The sequence below is a fragment of the Halomonas sp. BC04 genome (assembly GCF_000568385.1).
Map to the genome: position 1 here is coordinate 1 of NZ_AZQX01000088.1, position 25,893 is coordinate 25,893.

The following is a 25,893-nucleotide window of genomic DNA, read 5'->3' on the forward strand; positions in this document are numbered from 1 at the left end:
CTACAGCGGCGTGGCACCGTTGGTGGACGAAAGCAGCTGTCGGAGCGCTGGTTCCCATCGCGACTGGCGCCGCCAGGCGCCTTGGCGGAGGCCGCAGCGCAAGCCATAATTGCCAGCATAGGCAACACTGCCGGGAGGCTTGCAGCCTCCAGTCGCCGATGCGTCGGACCGGAGCTAACGCTGCTCCGACACTGCGGCCATCACATCCCTTGCCGTTTCACGCCAGTCTGTGAGGAGCCGAACGTTAGCGCGGGCTATGTCGGGAGAGACCCAACCTGTCCAGGGTGGCCTCATCCAGACCAGATACCGCCTCCACGGCCGCGAGACGCTCGTGGTAGGCCGGGCTATGGAAGGGGCGGCCGGCCAGCAGATGCGCCAGATATTCACTGGCCGGCTTCAAGGCGTCGGCTGTGGTGCCAGGGGTGGCAATATAAACCCACGCCGGGATGGCCCCCTCCTTGGTGACGATGGGCAGCCGATGGCGCTCATAGTCGTGTGGATAACCTTCGTAGGGATCCATCAGCTCGATCTGCCTGGGCTCGGCGAGTTCGAACAGCGCGCCCTCTACCCGCCTATCGATTGCAGGGACAACATTGGCATGGGCAATGCCGGCCACCCGCGACGCCTTGTCGAAGCGCAGGTCGTACTGGTGCAGCACACCGGACAGCGAGCGCCGGGTAGCCCCGATACGCGCTTCCACCCGGGCCGTGTTCATGTTGCTGCCATAGGCAAAGTAGTACGGCATCCTCGTCTCGCTTTCCTGAGTCAGTTTTCCGTCACCAACTGATCGATCTCTTCCACTGCCTTGCAGATCAACAACCGATCGGTGGCACGGGTCCCCTGCTGGGTCAGGTAGGCCTCCACCGCCGGGGCCACGTCACACTTCGCCGGCATCGGGCCGCCCGCCTCGACCAGGGCATCCAGCCGCGCAATGAAGACGAAACGCAGCCACTGGGGCAATGCCATGGTATCGATGCAGAACGGCTGCTGACTGTGGAAGGCATCGGCCTCCGGTCGCTCCACTCGCCACATGTTGGTGGCCTTCATGGTGGCCTCCAATCGGCGTAGCGCCACATCGAGCTCATCGTGAACGGTCATGTCGGTTACCTCGCTTGCGTTGGGCTCCATTATCTCGTCCCTGCTCCGGCCTGGCCACCCGGGGGGCACACACTGTGCACAGATATCCTGCAAGAGCCTGTGGATAAACTATGGAAAGCTGCTCTCGCCCCCGATGGGCAGGGAGCCGGGCGCAAGTGGTCAAAGATTGATCAGCCCGTCTGCTTCCCGACCCGCGCCAATGGCTGACAAGCCCCCGGGGGGCAAGGTAGAGTGCACGCTTCAAGAAGGGAGTCGACATGCAGCCGATCCATACACTTCACGATTTTTTCGTGCGCACCGGTGCCGAGGTGAGGGCCTATCACCTTGGGCGACGGGTCGAGCCCTGTAGCCTGGAAACCCTGGCGGACTTCGAGGCCGGCATACTCCCCTGGCCCAGCCCATGGCAGAGCCAGGCCAGGATAAGCCTGGTGTTTCGCCTGGGCGACATGAGCGATCCATTGATCTGGTTCCTCGCCCTGCCGCTGGATGAGCAGGGTCAACTGGTACCGGCTTCCCGTGACGCCTTCCTTCAGCGCCTGCTGGAGACCCTGGGGCGTAGCGTGCAGCAGGTAGGCCGCACCGAGCCAGGCCCGTCGATCGACAACCTGATGAAGGACAACCCACTGGCCTTCACACCCTCGCTGCATTTCCAGGCCGTGCTGCATGCCAGGGCCAGCCAGGACATGGGCAAGCCCGCCAGCCCCATCTCGAGCCCGTGGAGGCATATCTCAGTGGCCAACAGGCCCTGGACTGGCGAGCCCTGGGTCTGCAGGGGCTGGCCGACTTTGCGGTGCGCATGGACGAGGAGACGAGCCGGGTGCTGGCCGGGCGCTACCCGCGCTGCCCGACGAGGTGTTGACTTCACTATGCTACTGTCTTGAGCATGTCGACATTCCCGACACCCTGGCATTGGCCATACGGTACCGGGGAGAGCGCGCCGCTGCCGAGGGCGAGATCGAGAGCTTCTGCGCCTGCGTTCGTGCCGCCAGCGGTGCCGCCACGGCGGGCGAGTGGTTCGATAGCCTGCTGGACGACCCCAATGCCTGTGGCCCGGATCTGCTGGCGGCCATGGCCGGCCGCGGCTGGCGACACCTGGAACATGCCGAGCGCCTGCCACGCTTTCTGACCCGGCTGGCAGAGACGCCCCAGGCCGATTTTGCCGCTGTGGCCCGTGATCTCGCGGTAATACCACGCCTGCGGCTGCCGGTACTGATGGTGTTGCGCGAAGCCGCGCCGGACTCGGCTATCGGCCAGCGACTGGCCGGACTTGGCCACTGAGCATGGAAACCAGGAAGTGAATCAATGAAGGAACTCCCCTACACCCCCAAGGCCGTGATCGGCCGGCGCGAGATGGTAACGCTGCCGGAGATGGGCATGACCGTCTGTGCCAAGATCGACACCGGCGCACGCACCTCGGCCCTGCACGCCGAGGATATCGAGATCTTCGAGGAAGAGGGTCACCTGTGGGTCAGCTTCACCACCCGCAGCGGGGGCCAGGAGACGCCGCCCCATGTGTTTCGCACGCACCTGCACGACCGCCGCCGCGTGACCAGTTCCAACGGTCACAAGGAGTGGCGCTACGTGATACGCACCCCCATGCAACTCGGCAAACTCGAGATGATGGTGGAACTGACCCTGACCGATCGCCGCAATATGCGCCACCCGATGCTGCTGGGCCGCCGCGCACTGCGCCGCCTGCTGGTAGCTCCCGGCGTCACCTTCCTGCACGGCGAGCCTTGACCCTACCCGCCCACTCGACTTCGGAGTCCTCGATGCATATCGCGATATTGTCCCGCAATCGTAATCTCTACTCCACACGTCGCCTGGTGGAAGCCGCCGAACAGCGCGGTCACAGCATTCGGGTAGTCGACACCCTGCGCTGCTACATGAGCATCGCGGCGCATCACCCCTCGATCCACCTCAAGGGACAGGAACTCGAGCATTTCGATGCCGTGATTCCACGTATCGGTGCCTCGGTGACCTTCTACGGCTGCGCCGTGCTGCGTCAATTCGAGATGATGGGTACCTATGTGGTCAACGACTCGGTGGGCATCACCCGCTCACGGGACAAGCTGCGCTCGCTCCAACTGCTGTCGCGCAAGGGTCTCGGTCTACCGATCACCGGCTTTGCCCACTCTCCCGATGACATCCCCGACCTGATCACCATGGTCAAGGGCGCGCCGCTGGTGATCAAGTTGCTCGAAGGAACCCAGGGTATCGGCGTGGTACTTGCCGAGACCAACCAGGCCGCCGAATCGGTGATCCAGGCCTTCATGGGCATGAAGGCCAACATCATGGTGCAGGAGTACATCAAGGAGGCGAAAGGCGCCGACATTCGCTGCTTCGTGATCGGCGACAAGGTGGTGGCCTCCATGAAGCGTCAGGCCGCCGAGGGTGAATTTCGTTCCAACCTCCACCGCGGTGGCAGCGCCAGCGTGATTCGAATCACCCCCGAGGAGCGCTCCACGGCCATCCGCGCTGCCAAGGCGATGGGGTTGAGGGTCGCCGGCGTCGACCTGTTGCGCGCCAACCATGGGCCTGTAATCATGGAGGTCAATTCCTCACCGGGTTTGCAAGGCATTGAAACCGCTACCGGCAAGGACATTGCAGGCCTCATCATCGAGCACCTGGAAAAGCATGCCAGCACGCCCCGCAAGACGCCCCCAAGCCAAAGGTTGAATAGACAATTAATTGTCCGAGGGGGTGGCAAAAGGACGGCGAGACCCCCACAATCTGCGTCACCGGAGGAGGTGACCGCTCATGTTTCTCGACAATCGCCAAGTGGCGATGGACAGCGTGCTGGAAGCGTTGGCCGACAGCATCGATTATTTTCAGGACAACCTGGAGCGCCTGCGTCCATCGCTGCGCGAAGCCTTGAAGCCTCATTACGAAGCCAGGGCCAAGGCGATGCGGCAACTCCAGGAGCTTGCCAGGCATCATCTGAAGATGTTGCCTCGGGATGCCGATGTCGAGCGTGACGACTACATGTGGCTATGGAGCCGGCTGAAGAGCTTCGTCGGCAACGAGAGTCAAGTCGTGATCGGCGAACTGCTGGAACAGGAGCGTGTGCTGATGCAGGCGCTTTCCACCCTGTTCACGCACCCCCTTCCCGACCCCCTCGAGCCCATCGTCGAAGAATGCTGGCAGCAATGCCGCGCCCTGATACGCGAACTCTACCGGCTGCAGAAGCAGCGCCAGCGTTGAGCGGCACTACTCCCCCTGCTCGCCCCCGCCACTCCCGCTCTCGTTCAAGGCCCCGTCGATCATGACGGCATTCCATATCTGAGGCGCGATCTCCAGTGGCTCGAGGGGGCCCAGGAAATAGGGCTCCCGACCCCAGAGATAGAGATCCCCCACGGTGGATGCCCTGGCAGCCCACTCCCTGACCTGCAACCGCCATAGACCGGCCACCGGCCGCTCCGGCGCGGCGCAGCCCACCGCTTCGATGCCCAGGGCATCGGCAATGAAGAGCGCTCGGGGGAGATGCCAGGACTGGGTCACCAGCAGGGCCTGTTCGACGCCGAACACGTCCCGTGCCCGCGCCAGGGTATCGAAGGTGCTGAAGCCGGCATAGTCCAGGGTCATGTCCTCGTGACGTACGTGCTGCCCACGCAGGTCACGCCACATGGTGACGGGCTCGTTGTAATAGCGGGTCCGGTTGTCGCCGGAAAGCAGCAGATGCTCGACCCTGCCCAGCCGGATCAGGCGCGAGGCGGCATTGATGCGCGCATCGAAGTGGGGATTGCGCACGCCACTACGGGTCCAATGCGAGGTACCGAATACGATACCGACCCGCTCGGGCCCGCAGAGTGGCAGCGAGTGCTGGATGCGGGCCTGGGTCTGAGTCAGCACCCAGACGTTGGCTCCCAGGAACAGCAGAGACGCCAGGAGCAATGTAGCCCCCAGCGCCATCAGCAGTACCTTGAAGACCTTCCACAGCAGCGCAACCATCGATGTTCCCGGGCCGAGAATGGGGAAGCAGAAGCGTCGATCCGTACTCTGTGCATGAGCACCGCAGCGGTGAATCGCACCTGTGGCTAGAACATGCCCAGCTCGAGCTTCGCCTCGTCACTCATCATCTCACGGCTCCAGGGTGGATCGAAGACGATTTCAGTATGTACCTTGCTGATCTGTGGTGCGCCGAGGATCTTGTTGCGTGCATCGGCGGCGATAACGTCACCCATGCCGCAGCCCGGCGCAGTGAGGGTCATACGGATGGTGACAAGACGCTCTCCGGTGATCAAGCGCTCGATGCGACAGCCGTAGACCAGCCCCAGATCGACGATATTGACCGGGATTTCCGGATCGAAGCAGGTACGCAGTTGATCCCAGACGAACTGCTCGATCTCCTCCTCCGTGGCATCCTCGTGCAGCGTCGGCCGCGGCAGCGCCTCCAGCCCCAGGGCGTCGAGGTTGGCGCCTTCGATCAGGTAGAGCCGCCCCTCGTAGCCGACGCTGACCGAGCTGCCCTTGGCCTGCATCACGCTGACGATGCTGTCCTCGGGCAGGGTGATGGTCTTGCCGAAGGGAATGGAAATCGCTGCCACGTCACGCTGCAGCGGCAGCGTCTGACCGCGCTCCAGCCGGGCAATCTGTTCGATATCACTCATGCTCAGCGCACCATCCCGATGACCCGCTCCAGGGCGTCAACGAAAGCGTCGACCTCTTCCAGCGTGTTGTAGGCCGCAAAAGAGGCCCGGCAGGTGGCATCGACTCCGAATCGTGCCAACAGCGGCTGGGCACAGTGATTACCGGTGCGAATCGCCACGCCCAGCTGATCGATCAGCAGCGCGATATCCTGGGAGTGGGCGCCATCGACGATGAAGGAGAGCACGCCGGCCTTGTCGGGGGCGGTGCCGAGCAGGCGCAGCCCATCGATACGCGAGACCCCCGCGGTGGCATGTGCCAGCAAGCCGGCCTCCCAGGCACCGATACGGGCGAGCCCCACGCCACTGACCCAGTCGAGGGCCACGCCAAGCGCGATCACCTCGGCGATGGCCGGGGTGCCGGCCTCGAACTTGTGGGGGATGTCGGCAAAGGTGGTGGGTACGTCGAAGGAGACGCTCTTGATCATCTCGCCACCGCCCTGCCAGGGCGGCATCGTCTCCAGCAGCTCGGCCTTGCCGTAGAGCACGCCGGCGCCGGTGGGGCCGTAGACCTTGTGGCCGGAAAAGGCGTAGAAGTCGGCATCGATGTCGCGCACATCCACCACCTGGTGCGGTGTCGCCTGGGCGCCGTCGATGAGAATCCGAGCGCCGCGGTCATGGGCGATGGTTGCCATCTCCCGCACCGGGTTGATGGTGCCGAAGGCGTTGGAGACATGATTCACCGCTACCAGCCGTGTGCGCTCGGTGAACAGCGCCCGGTAGGCGTCGAGGTCAAGCACGCCACGCTCGTCCACCGGGATCACCTTGACGACGATGCCGAGCTGGCCTGCGAGAAGCTGCCAGGGCACGATATTGGAGTGGTGCTCGAGCAACGACACCAGCACCTCGTCACCCGGCGCGAGATTGGTCCTGCCCCAGCTGTTGGCCACCAGGTTGATCGCCTCGGTGGTGCCGCGGGTGAAGACGATCTCGCGACGATCGGCCGCATTGAGGAAGGCTCGTACCGTCTCGCGGGTGCCCTCGTAGGCCGCCGTGGCCTCGTCGGCCAGGGTGTGCAGCCCGCGGTGGATATTGGCGTTGTAGCGGCTGTAGTAATCGCGGAATGTATCGATCACTGCCAGGGGCGTCTGGCTGGTGGCGGCGTTGTCGAAGTAGATCAGCGGCCGGCCATGAACCTGCCGCTCGAGAATCGGAAACTCCGCACGGATCCCGGCCACATCCAGGGCCGGGGTCTCGAGCACGCGATCGGTGGCCAGGTGATTCATGATTGACTCCTCGACGTCAGTCGTCATGCAGCGATATGGCGGCTTCCACCAGCCCGGAAAGGTTGAAGCGCTCCGGCAACTTGCCGGCCACCGCCAGCTCGACACGCTCGGCCACGGCCGCCAACTCCACCAGCTCCATCACTTCGCCGGCGAAGGCGAGGGTCAGCAAGCCCCGGGCAGTCTGCTCGTCGATGCCACGGGTGCGCAGGGCGAACACGGCCTCCTCGTCAAGCTGGCCGGTGGTGGAACCGTGAGAGCACTTGACGTCGTCGGCGTAGATCTCGAGCTCGGGCTTGGTATCGATCTCGGCCCGGTCGGAGAGCAGCAGGTTGGCGTTGCTCTGGAAACCCTCGATCTTCTGGCTGTCGCGCTTGACCACCACCTTGCCGTTGAACACGCCGCGGGCCCGATCGTCCAGGATGCCCTTGTAGTTCTCGTTGGAGAAGGTGCGCGGGGCATTGTGGTTGGCCAGGGTATGGTTATCGATGTGCTGACGGCCCTGACCGTAGAACAGTCCGTAGAAGTTGGCCTCGGCTCCTTCACCGTTGAGCTCGGTGATCAGGTCGTTGCGCACCAGCCCACCGCCCAGGTTCAGGTTGAACGAGGTGTAGCGGCTGTCACGCCCCTGTTCGACGTGAATGCTGGCCACGTGGAGGTCGGAAAGCGGTGCCTCCTGCAGCTTGTAGTGGGTCAGGATCGCCCCGCGGTCGAGCATCAGCTCGGCCACCAGATTGGTAAAGTTGGCCGCCTCCGTCTCACCGACGTGATGTTCGATCACCGTGGCCTGGCTGCGCGCCCCGGCCTCGATCAACACCCGGGGATGGCTCATCACCGGCTGCGCATTGGTGCGGGAAAGAAACTGCAGAAGGATCGGCTTTTCCACCACGCTGCCCGGCGCCAGGCGCACCACGGCCCCCTCCTCCATGAAGGCGGTGTTGAGCGCCGAGAAGGGCGAGAACTCGACGCCGGTCAAGCGACCCAGCGGTCCGCCCACGGCCTCGTGATTCTCTGCCAGCGCCCGGGAGAGCGGCAGCACCGCCACCCCGGCCGGCAGCTCACCAAGGTCGGAGAGTGCCGCGGAGAAGACGCCATCGACGAAGGTGAGCCGGTGCGCCGCGATGGGCAGCGTCAGCGCCGCAGCGGATGCCTGAGAGAAGTCGGCACTGTCGGTCAGAGCAAATTCGCCCCGGGCGATGGCACGCACGTCGGTATACTTCCACGCCTCGACGCGACGATCGGGAAAGCCCATCGCCTCGAAGCGGGCGGCGCCCGCCTGGCGCCGGGCGGCGATCCAGGTCGGTTCCGGGCCATGGGCCTGACGCCGTGCCTCGGTGCGTTCGGCCAGGCGATCGAGAAAGGTCTGAACATCGCTCATGCAGCGGACTCCTCCACCACCCAGTCATAGCCACGAGACTCGAGCTCATGGGCCAGCTCCTTGCCACCGCTCTTGGCGATGCGGCCATCGACCAGCACATGGACGTAATCGGGAATGATGTAGTCGAGCAGGCGCTGGTAGTGGGTCACCAGCAGGATGCCGCGGTCGGCGGCGCGAAGGCTGTTGACCCCATCGGCGACGATCCGCATGGCATCGATATCGAGGCCGGAGTCGATCTCGTCGAGCATGGCCAGCTTCGGCTGCAAGACCAGCATCTGCAGGATCTCGTTGCGCTTCTTCTCGCCGCCGGAGAAGCCCTCGTTGACGGCACGCTGCAGGAAGCTGGCGTCCATCTTCATCTCGGCGATCTTCGCCTTGATCAGCTTCATGAACTCCGGCGCCGGCATGTCGCCCTGCCCGTTTGCCGCCCGCTGGGCGTTGAGCGCCGCCTTGAGCAGATAGATATTCTTCACGCCGGGGATCTCCACCGGGTACTGGAAGCCGAGCAGCATGCCGGCCAGGGCCCGCTCCTCGATCTCCATCTCGAGCACGTCCTGACCTTCGAACGTGATCGAGCCACTGGTCACCTCATAACCGTTCTTGCCGGCGATCACCGCCGACAGGGTCGATTTCCCGGCCCCGTTGGGACCCATGATGGCGTGAACCTCACCGGCATTGACGGTCAGGCTGAGGCCCTTGAGGATTTCCTTGCCTTCGACCGTGACGTGCAGATCCTTGACTTCGAGCATCGTGAGTACCTTTTCGATTCTGGCGAGCCGCCGAAGCGACTTGAACAAATGGATTCATTTCTCAGCCGCATGGTCGCTTCATGCGCCTTGACCAGGATGAGCTTTTCCGGCGCCAAGGCTCCGCGAGGGCGCTGTGAACCCATCCCTGGGCGCTACTTTTGCCATCCATGGCAAAAGACCCTCGCTTCGCCTTGTCCCCGGCGCTCATCTCACCGGCCACTTGATAAAACAGCCTCACCCAACGGCGCCTTCAAGGGTGACATTCAAGAGCGCCTCGGCCTCCACGGCGAACTCCATCGGCAGCTCCTGGAACACATCCTTGCAGAAGCCGTTGACGATCATGCTCACCGCATCCTCCTCGGAAATGCCCCGGCTCTGGCAGTAGAACAGCTGGTCCTCGCCGATCTTCGAGGTGGTCGCCTCGTGCTCGACGGTAGCGCTGCTGTTGCCGATCTCCTGGTAGGGGAAGGTGTGCGCACCGCACTGGTCGCCGATCAGCAGCGAGTCGCACTGGGTGAAGTTGCGCGCCCCCTTGGCCCGCGGGCCGATCTTGACCAGGCCACGATAGGACTGGTTGCTGCGGCCGGCGGAGATACCCTTGGAGACGATATAGGAGCGGGTGCCCTCACCGATGTGAATCATCTTGGTGCCGGTGTCGGCCTGCTGCCGGCCATTGGTCACCGCCACCGAGTAGAACTCGCCGATGCTGTCCTTTCCACGCAGCACGCAGGAGGGGTACTTCCAGGTGATGGCGGAGCCGGTCTCGACCTGGGTCCAACTGATGCGCGAGCGATCGCCGCGGCAGTCGCCGCGCTTGGTGACGAAGTTGTAGATGCCGCCCTTGCCGTCCTCGTCGCCCGGGTACCAGTTCTGCACCGTGGAGTACTTGATATAGGCATCCTCGAGCGCCACCAGCTCGACCACGGCGGCGTGGAGCTGGTTCTCATCACGCTGAGGCGCGGTACAGCCTTCCAGGTAGGAGACCTGGGCCCGACTCTCGCAGATGATCAGGGTGCGCTCGAACTGGCCGGTATTGGCGGCATTGATCCGGAAATAGGTGGATAGCTCCATCGGGCAGGTCACCCCTTCCGGGACGAAGACGAAGGAGCCGTCGGTGAACACCGCCGAGTTGAGCGCGGCAAAATAGTTGTCTGCCACCGGCACCACCGTGCCGAGGTACTGCTTGATCAGTTCCGGGTAGTCGCGGATCGCCTCCGAGATGGAGCAGAAGATTACGCCTGCCTCACCCAGCTTCTCCTTGAAGGTGGTAGTCACCGACACGGAGTCGAATACCGCGTCCACCGCAACCCCGGCCAGCGCCGCCCGCTCGTGGAGCGGTATACCCAGCTTCTCATAGGTTTCGAGCAGCTTGGGATCGACCTCGTCCAGACTCTGGGGGCGGTCTTCCGGACGCTTGGGCGCACTGAAGTAGGAGATCGCCTGGTAGTCGATCGCCGGATAGTCCAGGTGCGCCCAGGAGGGTGGCGTCATCTTCAGCCATTGATGATAGGCCTTCAGACGCCACTCCAGCATCCACTCCGGCTCCCCCTTCTTCTGGGAAATGAAGGCGATGGTGCCCTCATCGAGTCCCGGTGGGATGGTATCGCTCTCGATATCCGTAACGAAGCCTTCCTTGTATTCGCGACGGACAAGCTGTTCCATTTCCTGACTTGCCATGATGGTTCCCCTCCCGGGCGGTTGGGTCGGCGAGCAGCGAGCCCGCTCGGGTAATATGTTGGCTTGCGTGTCTCAGGCCGTGTCGGCGGCCAGGCTGATACTCTGTATGGGCAACTGTACCGGCAGCTTGATCGGCGAGGAGTCGGCCAGGTGCGCCAGCGTTACGCTGTCGAGCAGTGTGCGTACCGCCAGTGACACCCGCTGCCAGTTGTCGGACACACCACAGGTGGCGAGCAGGTCGCAGTCGCCGTCCACATGGCTGCACTCGGTCATTGCCACCGGCCCCTCGATGGCGGTGATGATGTCACGGGCCGTGATGCGCGATGCCGGCCGCGCCAGCGAATAGCCGCCCTGTGCACCGCGCCGAGATTCCAGCAGCCCGGCCCGCACCAGCATCTTCAATGTCTTGCTCACGGTCGGGTGTGGCAGTTGCACCGCTTCGGCGAGTTCCGCCGCCGCGTGGGGCTGATCCGGGTGACGGGCTATCTGTGCCATCACCACCGCGGCATAGTCGGTCAGCCGAGAAAGCTTGAGCATGCCTGACTCCTCAGGTTTCGCCGCCAAGCCCTGCACGAGCTCCGCGTTCGATTGGGGACCATTTTAGTCCTATATGGAATCGATGTGAAGTCCCCCTGTCCGTCAGGGGCCGGTAAACCGCACGATAGCGGCATGATCGGCGCCAATCGCATGAGTAATACCAATCATTCTTATTAAGTGGCGAATCAGCGGCGTCATCCCTCCGAGCCCATCAGCGGATGGCAACGCTCGAAGCTGCCAAGGTGTATCCCCCGCCGCCTGCTAGACTGAACAACGACACAACAACGTCGAAGCGAGCCGCTCAAGGGAGACTCCGATGAAACCTTTTGGAACTGTCACGCACGCGACCCCAGGGGTGGCAAGCCTTGGTGGCGGCATGCTGGTAGTCCTGGCCTTGTCACTGCCGGTCCAGGCGGGGGAGGACCAGATCGTCATCGCCACGGCCAGTGCAACCGGGGTCTACCACATTACCGGCCAAGCGTTCTGTCGGCTGATCGATGTCCCTTGCCATGCCCGACCCTCCGAAGGCTCGGTAGCCAATCTGCATAACGTGCGAAATGGTGATGTCCCCATTGCCCTGGCCCAGTCGGATCAGCAGTACTATGCCGTGGAGGGACGAGAAGGTTTCGCCGACGTCGGACCGGACGATTCGCTGCGCGCCCTGTTCTCGGTGCACAGCGAACCCTTCACCCTGGTGGTGCGACGGGAGGCCGGCATTCTGGGCTTCGACGACCTGGAGCAGCGCGCGGTGAACATCGGCAATCCCGGCTCCGGGCAGCGGGCCACCATGCTGCAGCTGATGGCCGCCAGGGGCTGGACACTGGACAACTTTGCCCTGGTCAATGAGCTGCCCGCCGATCAGCAATCGCTGGAGCTGTGTCATGGCAATATCGATGCCATGGTCTACACCGTGGGGCATCCGGACCTGAGCATTCGCCAGGCCGTGGATCTCTGCAATGCCGCCCTGGTGGGCGTCGAGGGGGATTTCGTCGAGGCCCTGGTGGACGAGGCGCCCTACTACAGCCTGGCCGAAATCCCCGCCGGTCTCTACTACGACGACCAGCCGGAAGTACAGACCTTCGGCGTCCGAGCTACCGTCGTGGCCAATGAAGCCACCGATCCGGATCAGGTCTACACCCTGGTCGCCGCCGTCTTCGACAATTTCGAGCGCTTTACCGACTTTCACCCGGCCTACTCGGTACTCAAGCCCGAGCGAATGCTCAAGGACGGGCTCTCGGCACCGCTGCATGAGGGGGCCCTGCGCTACTACCGCGAGCAAGGCTGGATCGAGGATGCCAATCATGAAGCGGATGACGAAGTCGAGGAAACCGCAGCGGATTAGCACGTCGCAACGGTTATGCCTTCTTGACGAATACCGACTTCAGCTTCATCGGCCCGATGCCATCAACCTTGCAGTCAATGTCATGATCGCCTGACACCAGGCGAATATTCTTCACCTTGGTGCCCACCTTGACCACCGAGGAAGTCCCCTTGACCTTGAGGTCCTTGATCACGGTAACCGTATCGCCATCGGCGAGGGGATTGCCATTGGCGTCACGTACCGCGACCTCATCTGGCGCCTTATCGGTGCCTGCCGACTTCGACCACTCATGCCCGCATTCCGGACAGACCAACTGGATGCCATCGTCATAGGTGAATTCCGAGGCACAGGCCGGGCAGGGAGGCAGATCACTCATGGCAGTATCCTGATGAAAATGGAGGCGAGCCAGGGAAAACGCAGCACAACGGCTCCAGCGAGTGAGCCCCTGCATTGCGCACTGTCGAGAAACGCGCATAGCCTACACGGCAGGCCCATGCGACTCCAGCCAACTCGATCAATCCCGCGTACGCTGAATCAGCCCGCTGGCACAGACAACACCCACTACCACCATTGCCATTCCCAAGGCGGAGAGTGGGCCGAGGCTCTCGTTCCAAAGCAACCAGGCCAGCAGCGTGGCGCAGACCGGGGTGAGTGAGCCGATGGCCGCCGTGGCTTCCGCCCCCAGCTGGCGAATGGCGTAGCCATAGAGAAAGCTCGAGCCCAACCCTACGGCAACACCCTGCACGATGAGCTGTGCCCACCATTCGCTGGCCGGCAGGCCATGCAACGATAGCGGCGATCCCGCCAGTAACCAGTACAGCACCACCAGCGCACCGTTGGGCACGGTCACCACGGCAGCGGCCTCCAGTGGGCTCAGGCCGCTCTGTCGCACCGACACCGTGAACACCGCCCACAGCAGGCTGCAGACCAGGAACAGTAGCTGCCCTTCGCCAAGGATGGCGGTGTCTCCCATCCCGGCAGCGATCAGGCAGACGACGCCCGCCAACACCGCTGCCAGCCCCACTCGTCGCCAGCGGGAGAATGGCTGGCGAAACAGCGTGACCGCCAGCAGCGTCACGAACAGCGGCGCTGTGCCCGGGATCAGGGTGCTACCCTGCGCCACCGGTGCCCACCCCATGCCGATGGCACCCAGCAGAAAGAACGGTAGCCCAGCCCCAAGGACCATACCCAGCAACCAGACCGACGACACCATGCGTATCCCCGACCAGCGGCGCAACAGCAACGGCAGCAACAACAGCCCCGGCACCGCGTAGCGAAACAGGGTCATATCCAACCGGGAAATCGGTGACAACGCCCCCTGGCGCAGTGACAGGAAATAGAAGGACCAGATCAGCACCATCCCCAGTGCTGCGCCATACCCCATTAACCGATGAGTCCCGCTGGATATCAGGGGTTGGACGACGATCAGGGAGTGAATTCGCGTGGTCATGGACACTTGGCTCAAGGAATCGAAAAGAAGCCGACAGTGTGCGCCAATAGCACTGGCAAATATGGGCAATATTACCCAGAATCAAAGAGACTATTAGCCGTCCCAGCCAAGAAATAACGGAAAGTTACATTGACGAGGCATGGACATGCGAACCTTGAAACTCGACCGCATCGACCGCCTGCTGCTGGAAGCCCTGCAGCAAGACGCCCGCCTGACCACCGCGGAGCTGGCGGAGCGTGTCAACCTCTCGCCCTCTCCCTGTGCCAGACGCATCCGAAGACTCGAGCAGGACAACCTGATCACACGCTATCGCGCCGAACTGGACAAAGAGCGGCTGGGCCTGGACCTCACCATCTTCGTTCAAGTACGCCTCAGCCAACATCAAGACTCGCTGGTCGAACAATTCGAAGCCGCGGTCAGCGAGATGCCGGAGGTCATCAACTGCCATACCATTTCCGGGGCCTTCGATTACCTGCTTCAGGTGGTCACCGCCGACCTGAGCGGCTACGAACGGTGGGTACGACGACTGCAGAAACTGCCCATGGTCAACAGCGTGGACAGCAGCTTCGCCATACGTGCCGTCAAGGAGAACGGGGCGCTGCCACTGCCGCCGGCTGATATGTGAGGATCGCGAAAGGAGTCAATGATGTCGATCGGCTGCGTTACCGTCTTCGGCGGCACCGGCTTTCTCGGCAGTCACGTGGTTCGTGAACTGGCGGACGCCGGTCGCACGGTACGCATCGCCGCCCGGCACCCCTCCCTGCCCGACTGGGCAGAACCCGGCGACCCGCTGGAACTGTCCAGTGTCGATATTCGCAGCAAGGCCGATATCTCCAAGGCGCTGGAGGGTGCCGAGAGTGTGGTGAATGCGGTGAGTCTCTATGTGGAAAGCCGCAACGTGCGCTTCCAGACCATTCACGTGGAGGCCGCCGGACAACTGGCCCGCCTCTCCCGCGAGGCGGGCATCCAGCGCCTGATACAGCTCTCGGGTATCGGAGCCGACCCGGCGTCTCGCTCCGCTTATGTCAGTGCCGGGGCCATGGCGAGACGGCCGTGATTTCAGCACTTCCCAAGGCAATCATCCTGCGCCCCAGCGTCATGTTCGGGCCCGATGATGCCTTCCTGTCGACACTGGCAGGCTTGACGCGCCTGCCGGTCATCCCTCTGTTCGGAAAGGGAAATACGCGCCTGCAGCCGGTTCATGTGATGGACGTGGCCCGTGCCATCGGCCGGCTGCTGGGCAATGACCCGCCCGAGCGGCGCCTCTTCGAGCTCGGCGGTCCCGACATCATCCGCTACCGGGAGGCGATCGAGCTGGTCATGCGTGAGCTGTCTCGGGAACGCCCCCTGCTGCCGGTTCCCTTCCCGCTGTGGCAGTTGCTGGCGCTATTGGTCGCGCCCCTGCCCAGCCCCCCGCTGACCCGCGACCAGGTTGCCCTGATGGCCCATGACAATGTCGCCAGCGATGCGGTCGGCACCTTCGATGACCTGGGCATACTGCCACGCTCCTGCGGGACAGCCTGCCGCTATGCCTGAGGCCGTGAGGCCGGGTGACCCGTCCGCTGGCCGATCAGCCGTCGTCGTCGGCCTCGGAATAGAAGTCCAGGTCTTCCAACCGCCCCAGCACGGCCGTGGCGATGTTGGCCAGGTGTGCTGCCACCCGTTTGTAATGTCGGGCCAGAAGTGAGTAAGCCACCGCTTCGTGAAACTCGATCTGGCGCTCGTCGAGAAACAGTTCCTCGATCAGGCGGTCACTGCGCTGACGTACTTCCACGGCCTTGGAGAGCGCTTGGCGGGCCTGGTTTTCGTCGGAGTCCCGCGTTGCCTTGATCACCTTGTCGAACATATCGCCCATCTCGAGCGCCATGTTGTCGAGAGGCTCCTGATACTTGGGCACGTGAAAACCTTCGCTGTAGAAATGGCCTACCTCGAAGACGTTCTTGCAATAGTCACCGATGCGTTCGGCATCCTTGGCCACGCTCATCAAGGCCAGGCAAATGGCGACATCATGGCCAGGGTTCACGGTCAGATGACGCAGCACCTTGCGGCGAATCGAACGCTCCAGTTCATTGATCGCCTGGTCACGGTCGTAGAGCGGTTGGCGCACTTCTTCGGCCGATGCCTTGCTGTGCAGGACCTCGTTGGCGCGGTCGAACATCCAGGCACCATGCTTGAGCATCTGGGTCAGGTCCTCGAAGGCCTGATCAAGCGTGTTTTCCGAGGTCAGGGCGCTGTATAGCTGTCGAAACATGGCAGAAATCTCCTGAGTCGCCGCGCTCAGCGCAGGCTCGTGAACAATTCGATGGCGCCGATCCCCAGCAGCGGTATCACCAGGAATACGCCGATCAGGAAGACGAAGGCGTAGCGGGTCTGTCGGGCCGCCAGCCGGCCATACCAGGTGGCAATCCGTAGCGGGATATAGCGCAACGGATACCAGACAGCGGTGCCGGTCAGGTTGAAAATGACATGGAACAGGGCCACGGTCATCGCCGCGGCCACGGGATTCGCCGTGGCCGCCAGCACACTGGTGACCGTGGTGCCCAGGTTGGCCCCCATCATGAAGGGCAGCACGCGGCGCAGGCGAACGACTCCGGCCCCGGCCAGGGGCACCATCAGGCTGCTGGTGATGGTGCTGGACTGGACCAGGACAGTGGAAACCAGGCCGACACCATAGGCACGCACATCGCTGCGAAAGAAGTAGGTGCGAAACAGGCCGTCCATGTGGCGCAGCAGAGCTCCGCGCAGGTTCTGCACCATGAAGATCAGCGCAGCGAACATCAGCAGCATGCCGAGGCCGGCCACCAGCAGCCCCTGGGCAGCCGAGGTCGAGGTCAACAACGAAGCGATACCGTTCGCGGCATCGACCACTGGCGAGGTAATCACCTTGATCGGGCTGTCGGGCCTCGCCACCTCCTCCAGGCCCACCAGATCGGCCAGCCACCCCGCCAGCCGGGTAAAGATACCCCTTCCGGCCTCATGGAACAGGCCACTGAGGAACTCCAGGGGAAAGACGATGGCCACGGTAAGGATATTGAAGAAGTCATGCATCAAAGCGGCCGTGAACGAACGCCGGAAATTGCGCTTGATACGCACATTGGCCAGCGCCACGATCACCCCGGTAACCGCCGTCCCGATGTTGGCCCCCATGATGGCGAACACCGCCGTACCCAGCGTCATCTCGCCACTGGCCACCAGCGTCACGATCAGTGCCGAGGTGAAGGACGAGCTCTGCACGATCATCGTGACCAGCACCCCGGCCAGCAGGGCGATAAAGGGATTCTCACCGTAGGCAAAGAGCTGCGTCAGAAAGTCGCTGGCCCTGCCGAACGTTCCCAGCCCGGAGCCGAGTACGTTGAGTGCCGCCAGGAAGAAGTAGAGACAGAGACCGGCATAGATGCCGCGCAGCCAGGCCGGCACCTCACGAACATGCTCGCGGGTGAGGGCCGCTCGGTTCGTGTCGGACGTAGAGTGTTCTGGTTTCGACATGAAAAGGCCGTTGTGAGGTTACACGTTCAGGATGACGGTCAGGTGACACCCGCGTTACTGTCCGCGCACGGTAACCGGGAGATGTGACAGTTTCATGACAGCTGGGCTTACGCCTCGCCGACATGGGCTGATCCACCGGTACGGTGCGCTATTCCCCGATATCTTCGTTCCAGAGATCGGGCGATGCCTCGATGAAATCGGACATCATGTCAATGCAGGCTTGAGACTGCAGGACCTCGACATCGACACCCCGAGAGCGCAGCAAGGCTTCTTCCCCCAGGAAAGTCCGGTTTTCGCCAACGACCACCCGGGGAATGCCGTAGAGCAGAATGGCTCCGCTACACATCGGACAGGGCGACAGCGTCGTATAGAGCACGCTATCCCGATACACAGAGGCCGGCTGGCGGCCCGCGTTTTCCAGGGCGTCCATCTCGCCATGCAGCACCGTGCTGCCCGACTGCACCCGTCGGTTATGGCCCCTCCCCAGGATGCGCCCACGATAGACCAGTACCGAGCCGATGGGGATGCCCCCTTCCGCCAGCCCCTGGCGGGCTTCGTCCAGGGCAGCTTGCATATACTTGTCCATGGAAGGCTGACTCCAAGTCCATGAGATGGGAAAAAGCCGATCACGGCGTGACCATAGCAAAACAACGGCAACTCTGCGCGGTGCCCGGTCGAAGAAGCGTAGAACGCAGCAACCTGCCGGCCGGCCTCACCCGAACGACAAAATGACCCAGGGAGACCCCAAGATGTCCGACCAGACAAACGCAGCTCGAATCCTGGTGTTCGCCGGAAGCACCCGGGAAGCGTCCTTCAACAAGCAACTGGCCCGCCTGGCTGCCCGGCGCCTGGATGCGCTGGGCGCCCAGGCCACCTTCATCGACCTGCGCGACTATCCGATGCCGCTCTACGAAGGCGACCTGGAAGCCGAACATGGCCTCCCCGAGAACGCGCTGGCCCTGCGCAAGCTGCTGGCCGCGCATCGGGGCCTGCTGGTCGCTTCCCCCGAATACAACGGCTTCATCACGCCGCTGATGAAGAACACCATCGACTGGATCAGCCGTCCCCACGAAGGTGAGAGCGGCCTAAAGCTGTTCGCGGGCAGGGTTGCCGCGCAGCTCTCGGCATCACCCGGTGGGCTCGGCGGCATGCGCAGCCTGGCACTGATGCGCCAGCTGCTGAACAACGTTGGCGTAACGGTGCTGCCGGACCAGCTCGCCGTGGCCAAGGCGGGTGACGCCTTCGACGACAACGGTGGCCTGTGCGACGAGAGCCATCAGAAGAAGCTGGACGCCATCTGCCAGAGGCTGTTGGACACAACGAGGCTGTTCGATCGGTCATGATCGAGCCAAGTGAAGCCCTGGCAGTGGGGTCCGGCTTATGGCGCGACCAGGGCTTGCTGGCGGACAGACTCGCGCTGCTTCAGTTCGAGGTAGTCCTGCCGATCCAGCTCAAGGAGCTGGCGGGGATAGCGCTCCGTCAGCGCGTACCAGCGCCGCAGGCGGGCGAGCAGCCGTTCGTCCTCGGATAGCGCCCGGGTATCGAGGTGGGCCTGCAGAGCCAAATAGAACCACATCGCATTGCGCTCGATCATGCCCCTGACGCCGCCCACATAGCGCGGCTCACCATCCGCATCATGGCCCTCAATGGTGAAGCCCACGCGATCACGGCCACCGAAGGAGAAATAGCCACGTATGGCGATCCGTGCCACCAAACCGAAGACCACAGAATAGCGCAGCTGAATCAGGCTCTGGTTGTCGTCATAGGGCACCGCCCGCAGCCGTAGCCGGAAGGCACGGGTGCCATAGGGGCCCTGCTCACCCTCCAAGCTCACATCCAGGTAGCGCGACTCTATCGCAGTGATGCGCAGATGAAGCTCAAGGCGCTCGGCATCCGCCAGCGGCTGGTAGCCCTGCCTCCCCATATACAATTCAAGCACCGCATCGCGGGAATCGGCTCCCTCCTCATACAAACAAGCCTTGACGTTGAAGTGCAAAAACAGGATGTCGCACCAGGCCGCCGGCGAGCGAAGCTCAGCGGCAAGTGCCTCGAAGGGGTGGTGGACCCTGGCGTGGGCGCTGCCACTCACGGAGTGGCTTCGCTCTTCGGACGCCACATGAACGGGCTCCTCAAAAGGCGTTGCGGCAACCACCTCCGCCCAGCTATCACGCAGCCAGTCATCCTGGGCCGCGGCTGACGTCGCGACCAGCCAAGCAGCGACTACTCCCAGCAGCAATAGCCGGAACAGCCCCGCCGCCGCCCCTATGGCCGCCATGCCCGCATTATGGGGGTGCATCAAAGTGAATGAAGGACGACGATTCAGCATGAAGGCATCGCTCACAAGAGGCTATCCCAAGGGTAGCCCACACAGCCATATTGGTACTGCTTCGCTGGCGTGCTTGCCGACCCTGCACCATGCTGTTGCCCCCTGCCACGCTACCCTACAAGGGATGAGGCACTCAGACCGCTCAGAGAAGAACCAGCAGCATCTACTCCCAGCGCCAGCCGTGCCGCTGCCACCATGCCAGCGCTATTTCGCGGTTCTCGCGGTTGGTAACTTCCGTCAGCACCGTACCCAACTGGACGTAGTCGCCGCCGGTTTCCGCCATGAGCGCGGGATCCTGGGTCGCCAGCTGCAGCGCATAGAGCACCAGCATCAGCTCATAAGCATCGGTAGTGTCGATCAGGCCGAACAGCAACGGCACCGCCGGCTCACCGATCTGCCCCAGCCGCTCCGCGGCGATATACCAGACCCGCGGGTGCTCGTCGCCCCCATAAGTGTCGATGAAGCGCCGATCCGCCAACCGGCTGACGTAGTAATGCGCCTCATCCTGCTCCGTGGCGAACAGGGCCGGCAGCCAGTAACGGTCTTCCGGTGCCGTGCCGCTCATCGGCGGTTCCGCTTGCACGGAGGGTGACGGCGCCTGAACTTCTTGTGCTGGCGCCGGCTCACCCGCCGAGGGCTGCTCGGCACGCCCTGCGCAGCCGGCTGTCAGCAGGATGATCAACAGCCCCGGGCCGGCGATAAGCATGCGTGTTGCCATAATCCCCTATTCTCCTGTGATCGGTGTTTCGTTGCCGGCACCCTCCAATCCGCCCCCCCACCTACCTGCAACCTTCTGTGCTGGAAGAGGGACGAGTCAGCCAGATTCTATCGTGGTCGCGGCAAGCCGCACAGCGCCCCCTTCAGCCCTTGTGTCACCTAGGGCTGTCACAAAAGCTTCATCCAAAAATTCGCTGTCACGCCCCGACTGTCACGTGAGTGTCATGCGGAATTTCTATAGTGCGATGGCACATCGGTCATGCAGGGCATGGCTGGATAAGGCCATCAGGCCAAAAACGCTGCGCATATCTGGAGATCAACATGAAACTCAAGGTTCTGGCTGCTGCCATCATCGGTGTATCGCTGGTCACTCCCGCTGCCATGGCGGAGCGTGTCGATCCCAACCTGCCGGTGTATGAGTCCGTCAGCGGTATCTCCGGCAACATGACCAGCATCGGGTCAGATACACTGAACAACCTGATGACCCTTTGGGCCGAGGAGTTCGCCGGCTTCTACCCCAACATCAACATCCAGATCCAGGGCGCCGGCTCAAGCACGGCCCCCACCGCGCTGACCGAAGGAACCGCCCAGTTCGGTCCGATGAGCCGCGAGATGCGCGCCTCCGAGATCCAGTCCTTCGAGGACCGCTTCGGCTATCCGCCGACCATGGTGCCGGTGGCCATCGATGCCCTGGCCATCTACGTCAACCAGGACAACCCGCTGGAAAGCATCACCTTGCCGCAGGTGGATGCGATTTTCTCCAACACCCGCCGCTGCGGCTACCCGGAAGACATCTCCCGCTGGGGCCAGCTAGGCCTGGGCGGCAGCTGGGAAAACCGTGACTTCACCCTCTACAGCCGCAACGCCGTCTCCGGCACTTACGGCTTCTTCGCCGAGAACGCCCTGTGCGGAGGCGACTTCAAGGATTCCATCAACGAGCAGCCGGGTTCTGCCTCCGTGGTACAGGGGGTCAGCGAGTCCATCAACGGCATCGGCTACTCCGGCATCGGCTACATCACCTCTCAAGTCCGCGCGGTCCCCGTGGCACGTGACGAAGGTGAAGAAGCCTACTCCGTCGACCAGGAGGATTATCCGCTGGCGCGCTTCCTGTTCGTCTACGTCAACAAGCACCCCAACGAAGACCTGGCCCCGCAGCAAGCCGAATTCCTGCGCATGGTGCTCTCACAGCAGGGTCAGGAAGTGACCGCCCGCGACGGCTACATCCCGCTGCCGGAAACCGTGGCCAGCCGCGTGCGCAGCGAACTGGGCATCGACTAACGCATTGAATAAAAAGGTAGTGACAGGGGCGCTCCGGTGCCCCTTCTTTATTTTTGGTCGCTGTCACATAGCTGTCATGGACCTGCTTACGCTCTGCGTATCTTTTCACCTGTCGGGATTGCCCATCCATCATGAATGACATGTCCCAACTCTCTTCATCAGGGCAAGGCAGATCGCTGTTGCCCAGCCCTGAACAACGTGAGCGTCTAAGACGCAAGCGCGCATTCAGGGATAACGCATCACGCTACGGCATCGGTACTGCCGGCATCGGGGTCGTGATCGCGCTGGGAATGATCTTCGTCTACCTGTTCTCCGAGGTCATGCCGCTCTTCAAGTCGGCCCAGGTCTCCACCGAGCAGGCCTACGCCATTCCCGGGGTGGCAAGCGGCGAGCGGCTCGAGCACCTCACCATCGACCGCCACGACACCCTGGGGGCGACCTTCACCGACACGGGGCGCATTACCTTCTTCGACCTTGAGGGAGGCGACCTGCGCGCGTCGTTCGATATGCCACGACCCGATGGCGCGTCGAGAACGGCCTTCGCAACCGGTTTTGCCACCACCCGGGCCTTTGCCTACGGATACGACAACGGCGACATCAGCCTCGGGCAGGTGGAGTACGCGATTACCTACCCGGAAAACCTGCGCCATATCGAGCCTGAGCTGACTTTTCCCCTTGGCGATGCCCCCCTGACCCTGGACGAAGCAGGGCGTGCCATTCAGGTGCTGGCGCTCCAGCTCAGCGACCGGGGTATCTACGCGGCAGCCGAACTCGACGACGGCACCCTGATGGTGACTTCCTTCGACCGCCGGGAGAACATCATGACCGGCGCGGTGACCGTGGAGCAGACCACGGCCGAGCTTCCCGGCTTCGATGGCCATGCTCGTCAGATCCTGATCGACAACCGCTTCCGCCACCTCTACGTCTCCGACGATGCCGGCTATATCCACCACTACGACATCGGCAACTTGCGCAGCCCCCAATACCGTGGAGCGGTGCAGGTCACCGACAGCGGCCATGTGTCGGAGATGGTGCTGCTCAATGGCACGGTGTCGATCATCGCCGGGACCTCCGATGGGCAGGTTCGCCAGTACTTCCCGGTGCGCAATGCCCGGAACCAGCATGACCTGACCCATATCCGTGACTTCGCCCGCTACGAGGCACCGATCACCCACATCGAGGCAGAACACTCGCGCCGGGGTTTCCTGGTGGGCGATGCGCGGGGCAACCTGGGCATTCATCACGCCACGGCGGCAGCCGACGTCTTCGATGCGCCGAAGACCGAGGGGCCCCTGGCGCGCATCGCCATCTCGCCGGTCAACTCCCTGGCGCTGTTTGCCGACGAGAACCACCAGCTTCAGGTGGCCAGCGTCAGCAACCGGCCACCCGGGGTGCTCCTTCTCCTCACTGTGGCAGAAGGTCTGGTACGAGGGGAGCAGCCAGCCCCGCTATGTCTGGCAATCCTCAGCGGGCGGCGAGGAGTTCGAGCCCAAGATGAGCCTGGTGCCACTGACCGTTGGCACCCTGAAGGCGGCCTTCTACGCCATGCTGTTCGCCACGCCGCTGGCGTTGATGGGGGCCATCTATACCGCCTACTTCATGTCGTCGAAGCTGCGCGGCAAGGTCAAGCCCACCATCGAGGTGATGGAGGCCCTGCCCACGGTGATCCTCGGCTTCCTGGCCGGGCTGTGGCTCGCCCCCTTCGTCGAGAACCGGCTGCCTGCGGTGTTCAGCATCCTGATCCTGATGCCCATCGCCATGCTGGCCTTCGCCTATCTCTGGAGTCGTCTGCCCGAGCGGCTGCGCTCACTGGTACCCGATGGCTGGGAGGCGGTCCTGCTGATGCCGATCATCATCCTCGTGGGATGGATCTGTATAACGGCAAGCCCGTATGTGGAAATCCTGTTCTTCGACGGCAGCATGCGCCAGTGGCTCACCGACAACGGCTTCACCTATGACCAGCGCAACGCCCTGGTGGTCGGTATCGCCATGGGCTTTGCGGTGATTCCCACCATCTTCTCCATCGCCGAGGATGCGGTGTTCAACGTGCCCAAGCACCTGACCCAGGGGTCGCTGGCACTGGGCGCCACCCGCTGGCAGACCGTGGTCGGTGTGGTCCTGCCCACCGCCAGCGTGGGCATGTTCTCGGCGGTGATGATGGGCTTCGGCCGAGCGGTGGGCGAGACCATGATCGTTCTCATGGCCACCGGCAACAGCCCGATCATGAACTTCAATATCTTCGAGGGCATGCGCACCCTGTCGGCCAATATCGCCGTCGAGCTGACGGAAGCCGCCGTGGGCTCCAGCCACATCCGGGTCCTGTTCCTTGCCGCCCTGGTCCTGCTGGCCATGACCTTCGTGGTCAACACCTTGGCCGAGATCATTCGTCAGCGCCTGCGCAAGCGCTACGGCAACCTCTGATTCCGGGAGACTGTGATGAAACACTGGTGGAAAAGCGGTGCCCCCTGGGTGTGGTTGAATGCCGGTGCGGTGGCCGTCTCGATCATCATGGTGGTCGGGCTGATCGGCCTGATCGCCGTGCGCGGCCTGAGCCACTTCTACCCGAGCGAGATCGTCGAGTTCCAGGTCGGCGACCCGGAACTGGGGCTCGGGCAGATGGTGATGGGCGAGCATGTTCGCTCAGAAACCATTCCGGTTCCGGTGGCCAGGGATGCGGGGATCGCGGTGCCACCCGAGTTCGATAGCGACGACCTGGTCACCCGGCACCTGATCAAGCAGGGCAATCGCGACGTCACCGGCCAGGATTTCGCCTGGTATGCGGAGCTGCAGATGTCAGCGTGGCAGAGCCCGCCGGATGCCATGCGCCTGGAGCGCCGCGAGTGGGGCGATTTCTATGGTTACGCCGTACGCGTGTTGGAAGACGGCGAGGTGGTGGCCGAGGGCGAAGGGCTGTGGGACGAACTGCAGTTCCGGGTCGAGCGCGCCAATACGCTGTTTCGGGAGCTGCGCCGGATCGAGCGCAACGACGTGGGGGTGATCAGTTCGGAAATGGAAGCGCTGCGCCTGCGAGAGCGGGCCCTGCAGCGTGACCCCGGTATCGAGCCCGAGGCGCTTCAGGCGGAGCTGGGTCTGATTCAGGAGCGGCAGGCCGCCCTGCAGGAAGCGTTCCAGACCCTGCGCGGCGAGATCGACATCCTGCGCCTTGAGCTCTACCGCGACACCCTGGTGGCATCGGTGGTTGGCGGTGAGGAAGTGCAGATTCGCATCGGCGATATCGTGCGGGCCGTGCAGCCCAATAGCCTCTCCCTGTACGCCAAGACAGTGGAATATGTGCAGCAGTTCTGGGCCTTTGTCAGCGGTGAGCCCCGTGAAGCCAACACGGCAGGGGGAATCTTCCCGGCGATCTTCGGCACCGTGACCATGGTGCTGCTGATGTCGATGATCGTCAGTCCGTTTGGCGTGCTGGCTGCCATCTACCTGCGTGAGTATGCCAAGCAGGGCCCTCTGCTGCGGCTGATTCGTATCTCGGTCTACAACCTGGCCGGTGTGCCCTCCATCGTCTATGGCGTATTCGGCCTGGGCTTCTTCATCTACACCCTGGGCGGCTCCATCGACCTGCTCTTCTATTCCGAGCGGCTGCCGTCGCCGACCTTCGGCTCGCCGGCACTGATATGGGCCTCGCTGACCCTGGCCCTGCTCACTCTGCCGGTGGTGATCGTTTCCACCGAGGAGGGGTTGGCGCGGATCCCCGCTTCGGTTCGCCACGGCAGCCTGGCGTTGGGGGCCACCAAGTCGGAAACGCTGTGGAAGGTGGTGGTGCCGCTGGCCACCCCGGCAATGATGACCGGCATGATCCTGGCGATCGCCCGTGCCGCCGGCGAGGTGGCACCGCTGATGCTGGTGGGGGTGGTCAAGCTGGCGCCGACCCTGCCGGTGGATAGCTCCTTCCCGTTCATTCATCTGGAGCGACAGATCATGCACCTGGGCTTCCACATCTACGACGTGGGCTTCCAGAGCCCCAACGTGGAAGCTGCGCGCCCGCTGGT

Annotated in this window: 27 protein-coding genes and 2 pseudogenes; 12 read left to right on the plus strand and 17 right to left on the minus strand. The window is 63.2% G+C overall.

What is annotated here, in order from left to right:
* Positions 1-244: 244 nt before the first annotated feature.
* Together Q427_RS06595 and Q427_RS06600 are read right to left on the minus strand one after the other, a co-directional pair.
* Complete coding sequence (locus tag Q427_RS06595; protein WP_043512177.1) at positions 245-745, minus strand: gamma-glutamylcyclotransferase family protein; 501 nt, start codon at positions 743-745, stop codon at positions 245-247.
* A 20-nt stretch (positions 746-765) separates the two neighbouring features.
* A complete protein-coding gene (locus Q427_RS06600; RefSeq protein ID WP_043512216.1) occupies positions 766-1,098 on the minus strand; it encodes a YqcC family protein in 333 nt (110 codons plus the stop codon).
* Between the two features lie 257 nt (positions 1,099-1,355).
* On the opposite strand from Q427_RS06600, the pseudogene Q427_RS06605 reads away from it, so the two are divergent.
* From Q427_RS06605 to Q427_RS06620, 4 genes and pseudogenes are all read left to right on the plus strand, one after another.
* Positions 1,356-2,376, plus strand: a pseudogene (locus tag Q427_RS06605) (DUF3549 family protein).
* Positions 2,377-2,400: 24 nt separating this feature from the next.
* Entirely contained in the window at positions 2,401-2,838 is a 438-nt protein-coding gene (locus tag Q427_RS06610; protein ID WP_043512180.1) for an ATP-dependent zinc protease family protein, read from the plus strand.
* 32 nt (positions 2,839-2,870) lie between these two features.
* A pseudogene (gene rimK / locus Q427_RS06615) lies at positions 2,871-3,773 on the plus strand (30S ribosomal protein S6--L-glutamate ligase); the annotation flags it as partial.
* Between the two features lie 85 nt (positions 3,774-3,858).
* On the plus strand, positions 3,859-4,302 hold the full coding sequence (locus Q427_RS06620) for a hypothetical protein (protein WP_043512181.1): 444 nt from the start codon (positions 3,859-3,861) through the stop codon (positions 4,300-4,302).
* Between the two features lie 6 nt (positions 4,303-4,308).
* Here Q427_RS06620 and Q427_RS06625 read toward each other — a convergent pair whose 3' ends face one another.
* The 7 genes from Q427_RS06625 to Q427_RS06655 form a co-directional block, all read right to left on the minus strand.
* Positions 4,309-5,049 carry a SanA/YdcF family protein gene (locus tag Q427_RS06625; RefSeq protein WP_043512184.1) on the minus strand — a complete coding sequence of 247 codons (741 nt, stop codon included), beginning with the start codon at positions 5,047-5,049 and terminating at the stop codon, positions 4,309-4,311.
* 86 nt (positions 5,050-5,135) lie between these two features.
* Positions 5,136-5,708: a putative Fe-S cluster assembly protein SufT gene (gene sufT / locus Q427_RS06630; RefSeq protein ID WP_043512187.1), complete on the minus strand. Its 573-nt coding sequence runs from the start codon at positions 5,706-5,708 to the stop codon at positions 5,136-5,138.
* A gap of 2 nt (positions 5,709-5,710) precedes the next feature.
* A complete protein-coding gene (locus Q427_RS06635; protein ID WP_043512188.1) occupies positions 5,711-6,970 on the minus strand; it encodes a cysteine desulfurase in 1,260 nt (419 codons plus the stop codon).
* Positions 6,971-6,986: 16 nt separating this feature from the next.
* A complete protein-coding gene (sufD, locus tag Q427_RS06640) occupies positions 6,987-8,345 on the minus strand; it encodes a Fe-S cluster assembly protein SufD (protein WP_043512190.1) in 1,359 nt (452 codons plus the stop codon).
* A complete protein-coding gene (gene sufC, locus Q427_RS06645; RefSeq protein ID WP_043512219.1) occupies positions 8,342-9,094 on the minus strand; it encodes a Fe-S cluster assembly ATPase SufC in 753 nt (250 codons plus the stop codon). Before sufC ends, sufD begins: the two co-directional genes overlap by 4 nt.
* Before the next feature lie 234 nt (positions 9,095-9,328).
* Positions 9,329-10,771, minus strand: coding sequence for a Fe-S cluster assembly protein SufB (gene sufB, locus Q427_RS06650; RefSeq protein WP_043512194.1), 1,443 nt, complete (start codon positions 10,769-10,771; stop codon positions 9,329-9,331).
* Positions 10,772-10,843: 72 nt separating this feature from the next.
* Entirely contained in the window at positions 10,844-11,308 is a 465-nt protein-coding gene (locus tag Q427_RS06655) for an SUF system Fe-S cluster assembly regulator (protein WP_043512195.1), read from the minus strand.
* 376 nt (positions 11,309-11,684) lie between these two features.
* Here Q427_RS06655 and Q427_RS06660 point away from each other — a divergent pair, with 376 nt between their 5' ends.
* Complete coding sequence (locus Q427_RS06660) at positions 11,685-12,650, plus strand: TAXI family TRAP transporter solute-binding subunit (RefSeq protein ID WP_051496188.1); 966 nt, start codon at positions 11,685-11,687, stop codon at positions 12,648-12,650.
* Positions 12,651-12,663: 13 nt separating this feature from the next.
* Here Q427_RS06660 and Q427_RS06665 read toward each other — a convergent pair whose 3' ends face one another.
* Both Q427_RS06665 and Q427_RS06670 read right to left on the minus strand, forming a co-directional pair.
* On the minus strand, positions 12,664-13,005 hold the full coding sequence (locus Q427_RS06665; RefSeq protein WP_043512197.1) for a zinc ribbon domain-containing protein YjdM: 342 nt from the start codon (positions 13,003-13,005) through the stop codon (positions 12,664-12,666).
* Between the two features lie 138 nt (positions 13,006-13,143).
* Positions 13,144-14,079 carry a DMT family transporter gene (locus Q427_RS06670; RefSeq protein WP_081785861.1) on the minus strand — a complete coding sequence of 312 codons (936 nt, stop codon included), beginning with the start codon at positions 14,077-14,079 and terminating at the stop codon, positions 13,144-13,146.
* Between the two features lie 145 nt (positions 14,080-14,224).
* Here Q427_RS06670 and Q427_RS06675 point away from each other — a divergent pair, with 145 nt between their 5' ends.
* From Q427_RS06675 to Q427_RS33490, 3 genes are read left to right on the plus strand one after another with little or no spacing between them, the layout of a single operon-like run.
* Positions 14,225-14,704 carry an Lrp/AsnC family transcriptional regulator gene (locus tag Q427_RS06675; RefSeq protein WP_043512224.1) on the plus strand — a complete coding sequence of 160 codons (480 nt, stop codon included), beginning with the start codon at positions 14,225-14,227 and terminating at the stop codon, positions 14,702-14,704.
* Positions 14,705-14,725: 21 nt separating this feature from the next.
* Positions 14,726-15,136 carry an NAD(P)H-binding protein gene (locus Q427_RS33485; RefSeq protein ID WP_231613484.1) on the plus strand — a complete coding sequence of 137 codons (411 nt, stop codon included), beginning with the start codon at positions 14,726-14,728 and terminating at the stop codon, positions 15,134-15,136.
* Positions 15,133-15,615 (plus strand): hypothetical protein, encoded by a 483-nt coding sequence (locus Q427_RS33490; protein ID WP_231613486.1) that lies wholly within the window; start codon positions 15,133-15,135, stop codon positions 15,613-15,615. The genes Q427_RS33485 and Q427_RS33490 overlap by 4 nt, the downstream gene beginning before the upstream one ends.
* A gap of 34 nt (positions 15,616-15,649) precedes the next feature.
* Here Q427_RS33490 and Q427_RS06685 read toward each other — a convergent pair whose 3' ends face one another.
* The 3 genes from Q427_RS06685 to Q427_RS06695 all read right to left on the minus strand — a co-directional run bounded on the left by Q427_RS06685 (position 15,650) and on the right by Q427_RS06695 (position 18,151).
* Positions 15,650-16,330 (minus strand): phosphate signaling complex PhoU family protein, encoded by a 681-nt coding sequence (locus tag Q427_RS06685; protein ID WP_043512202.1) that lies wholly within the window; start codon positions 16,328-16,330, stop codon positions 15,650-15,652.
* A 26-nt stretch (positions 16,331-16,356) separates the two neighbouring features.
* On the minus strand, positions 16,357-17,565 hold the full coding sequence (locus Q427_RS06690) for a Na/Pi symporter (protein WP_051496186.1): 1,209 nt from the start codon (positions 17,563-17,565) through the stop codon (positions 16,357-16,359).
* A 148-nt stretch (positions 17,566-17,713) separates the two neighbouring features.
* Positions 17,714-18,151 carry a nucleoside deaminase gene (locus tag Q427_RS06695; RefSeq protein WP_043512207.1) on the minus strand — a complete coding sequence of 146 codons (438 nt, stop codon included), beginning with the start codon at positions 18,149-18,151 and terminating at the stop codon, positions 17,714-17,716.
* Positions 18,152-18,314: 163 nt separating this feature from the next.
* Here Q427_RS06695 and Q427_RS06700 point away from each other — a divergent pair, with 163 nt between their 5' ends.
* The gene (locus Q427_RS06700) at positions 18,315-18,908 is read left to right on the plus strand and encodes an NADPH-dependent FMN reductase (RefSeq protein ID WP_043512209.1); all 594 of its coding nucleotides are present in this window, start codon (positions 18,315-18,317) and stop codon (positions 18,906-18,908) included.
* 35 nt (positions 18,909-18,943) lie between these two features.
* Here the strand turns inward: Q427_RS06700 and Q427_RS06705 are convergent, their stop codons facing one another.
* Both Q427_RS06705 and Q427_RS06710 read right to left on the minus strand, forming a co-directional pair.
* The gene (locus Q427_RS06705; RefSeq protein ID WP_051496187.1) at positions 18,944-19,906 is read right to left on the minus strand and encodes a hypothetical protein; all 963 of its coding nucleotides are present in this window, start codon (positions 19,904-19,906) and stop codon (positions 18,944-18,946) included.
* Between the two features lie 148 nt (positions 19,907-20,054).
* Positions 20,055-20,609: a hypothetical protein gene (locus Q427_RS06710; protein WP_231613488.1), complete on the minus strand. Its 555-nt coding sequence runs from the start codon at positions 20,607-20,609 to the stop codon at positions 20,055-20,057.
* 320 nt (positions 20,610-20,929) lie between these two features.
* Between Q427_RS06710 and Q427_RS06715 the strand changes: the two genes are divergently transcribed.
* Positions 20,930-21,886, plus strand: a complete 957-nt coding sequence (locus Q427_RS06715) for a PstS family phosphate ABC transporter substrate-binding protein (RefSeq protein ID WP_043512212.1) — start codon at positions 20,930-20,932, stop codon at positions 21,884-21,886.
* Positions 21,887-22,125: 239 nt separating this feature from the next.
* Here the strand turns inward: Q427_RS06715 and Q427_RS33495 are convergent, their stop codons facing one another.
* Entirely contained in the window at positions 22,126-23,238 is a 1,113-nt protein-coding gene (locus tag Q427_RS33495) for a hypothetical protein (protein WP_231613490.1), read from the minus strand.
* Positions 23,239-23,380: 142 nt separating this feature from the next.
* Here Q427_RS33495 and Q427_RS33500 point away from each other — a divergent pair, with 142 nt between their 5' ends.
* Together Q427_RS33500 and pstA are read left to right on the plus strand one after the other, a co-directional pair.
* Positions 23,381-24,307 carry an ABC transporter permease subunit gene (locus tag Q427_RS33500; protein ID WP_231613491.1) on the plus strand — a complete coding sequence of 309 codons (927 nt, stop codon included), beginning with the start codon at positions 23,381-23,383 and terminating at the stop codon, positions 24,305-24,307.
* Between the two features lie 15 nt (positions 24,308-24,322).
* On the plus strand, positions 24,323-25,893 hold a 1,571-nt coding region (gene pstA, locus Q427_RS06725), incomplete at its 3' end, for a phosphate ABC transporter permease PstA (protein ID WP_043512214.1).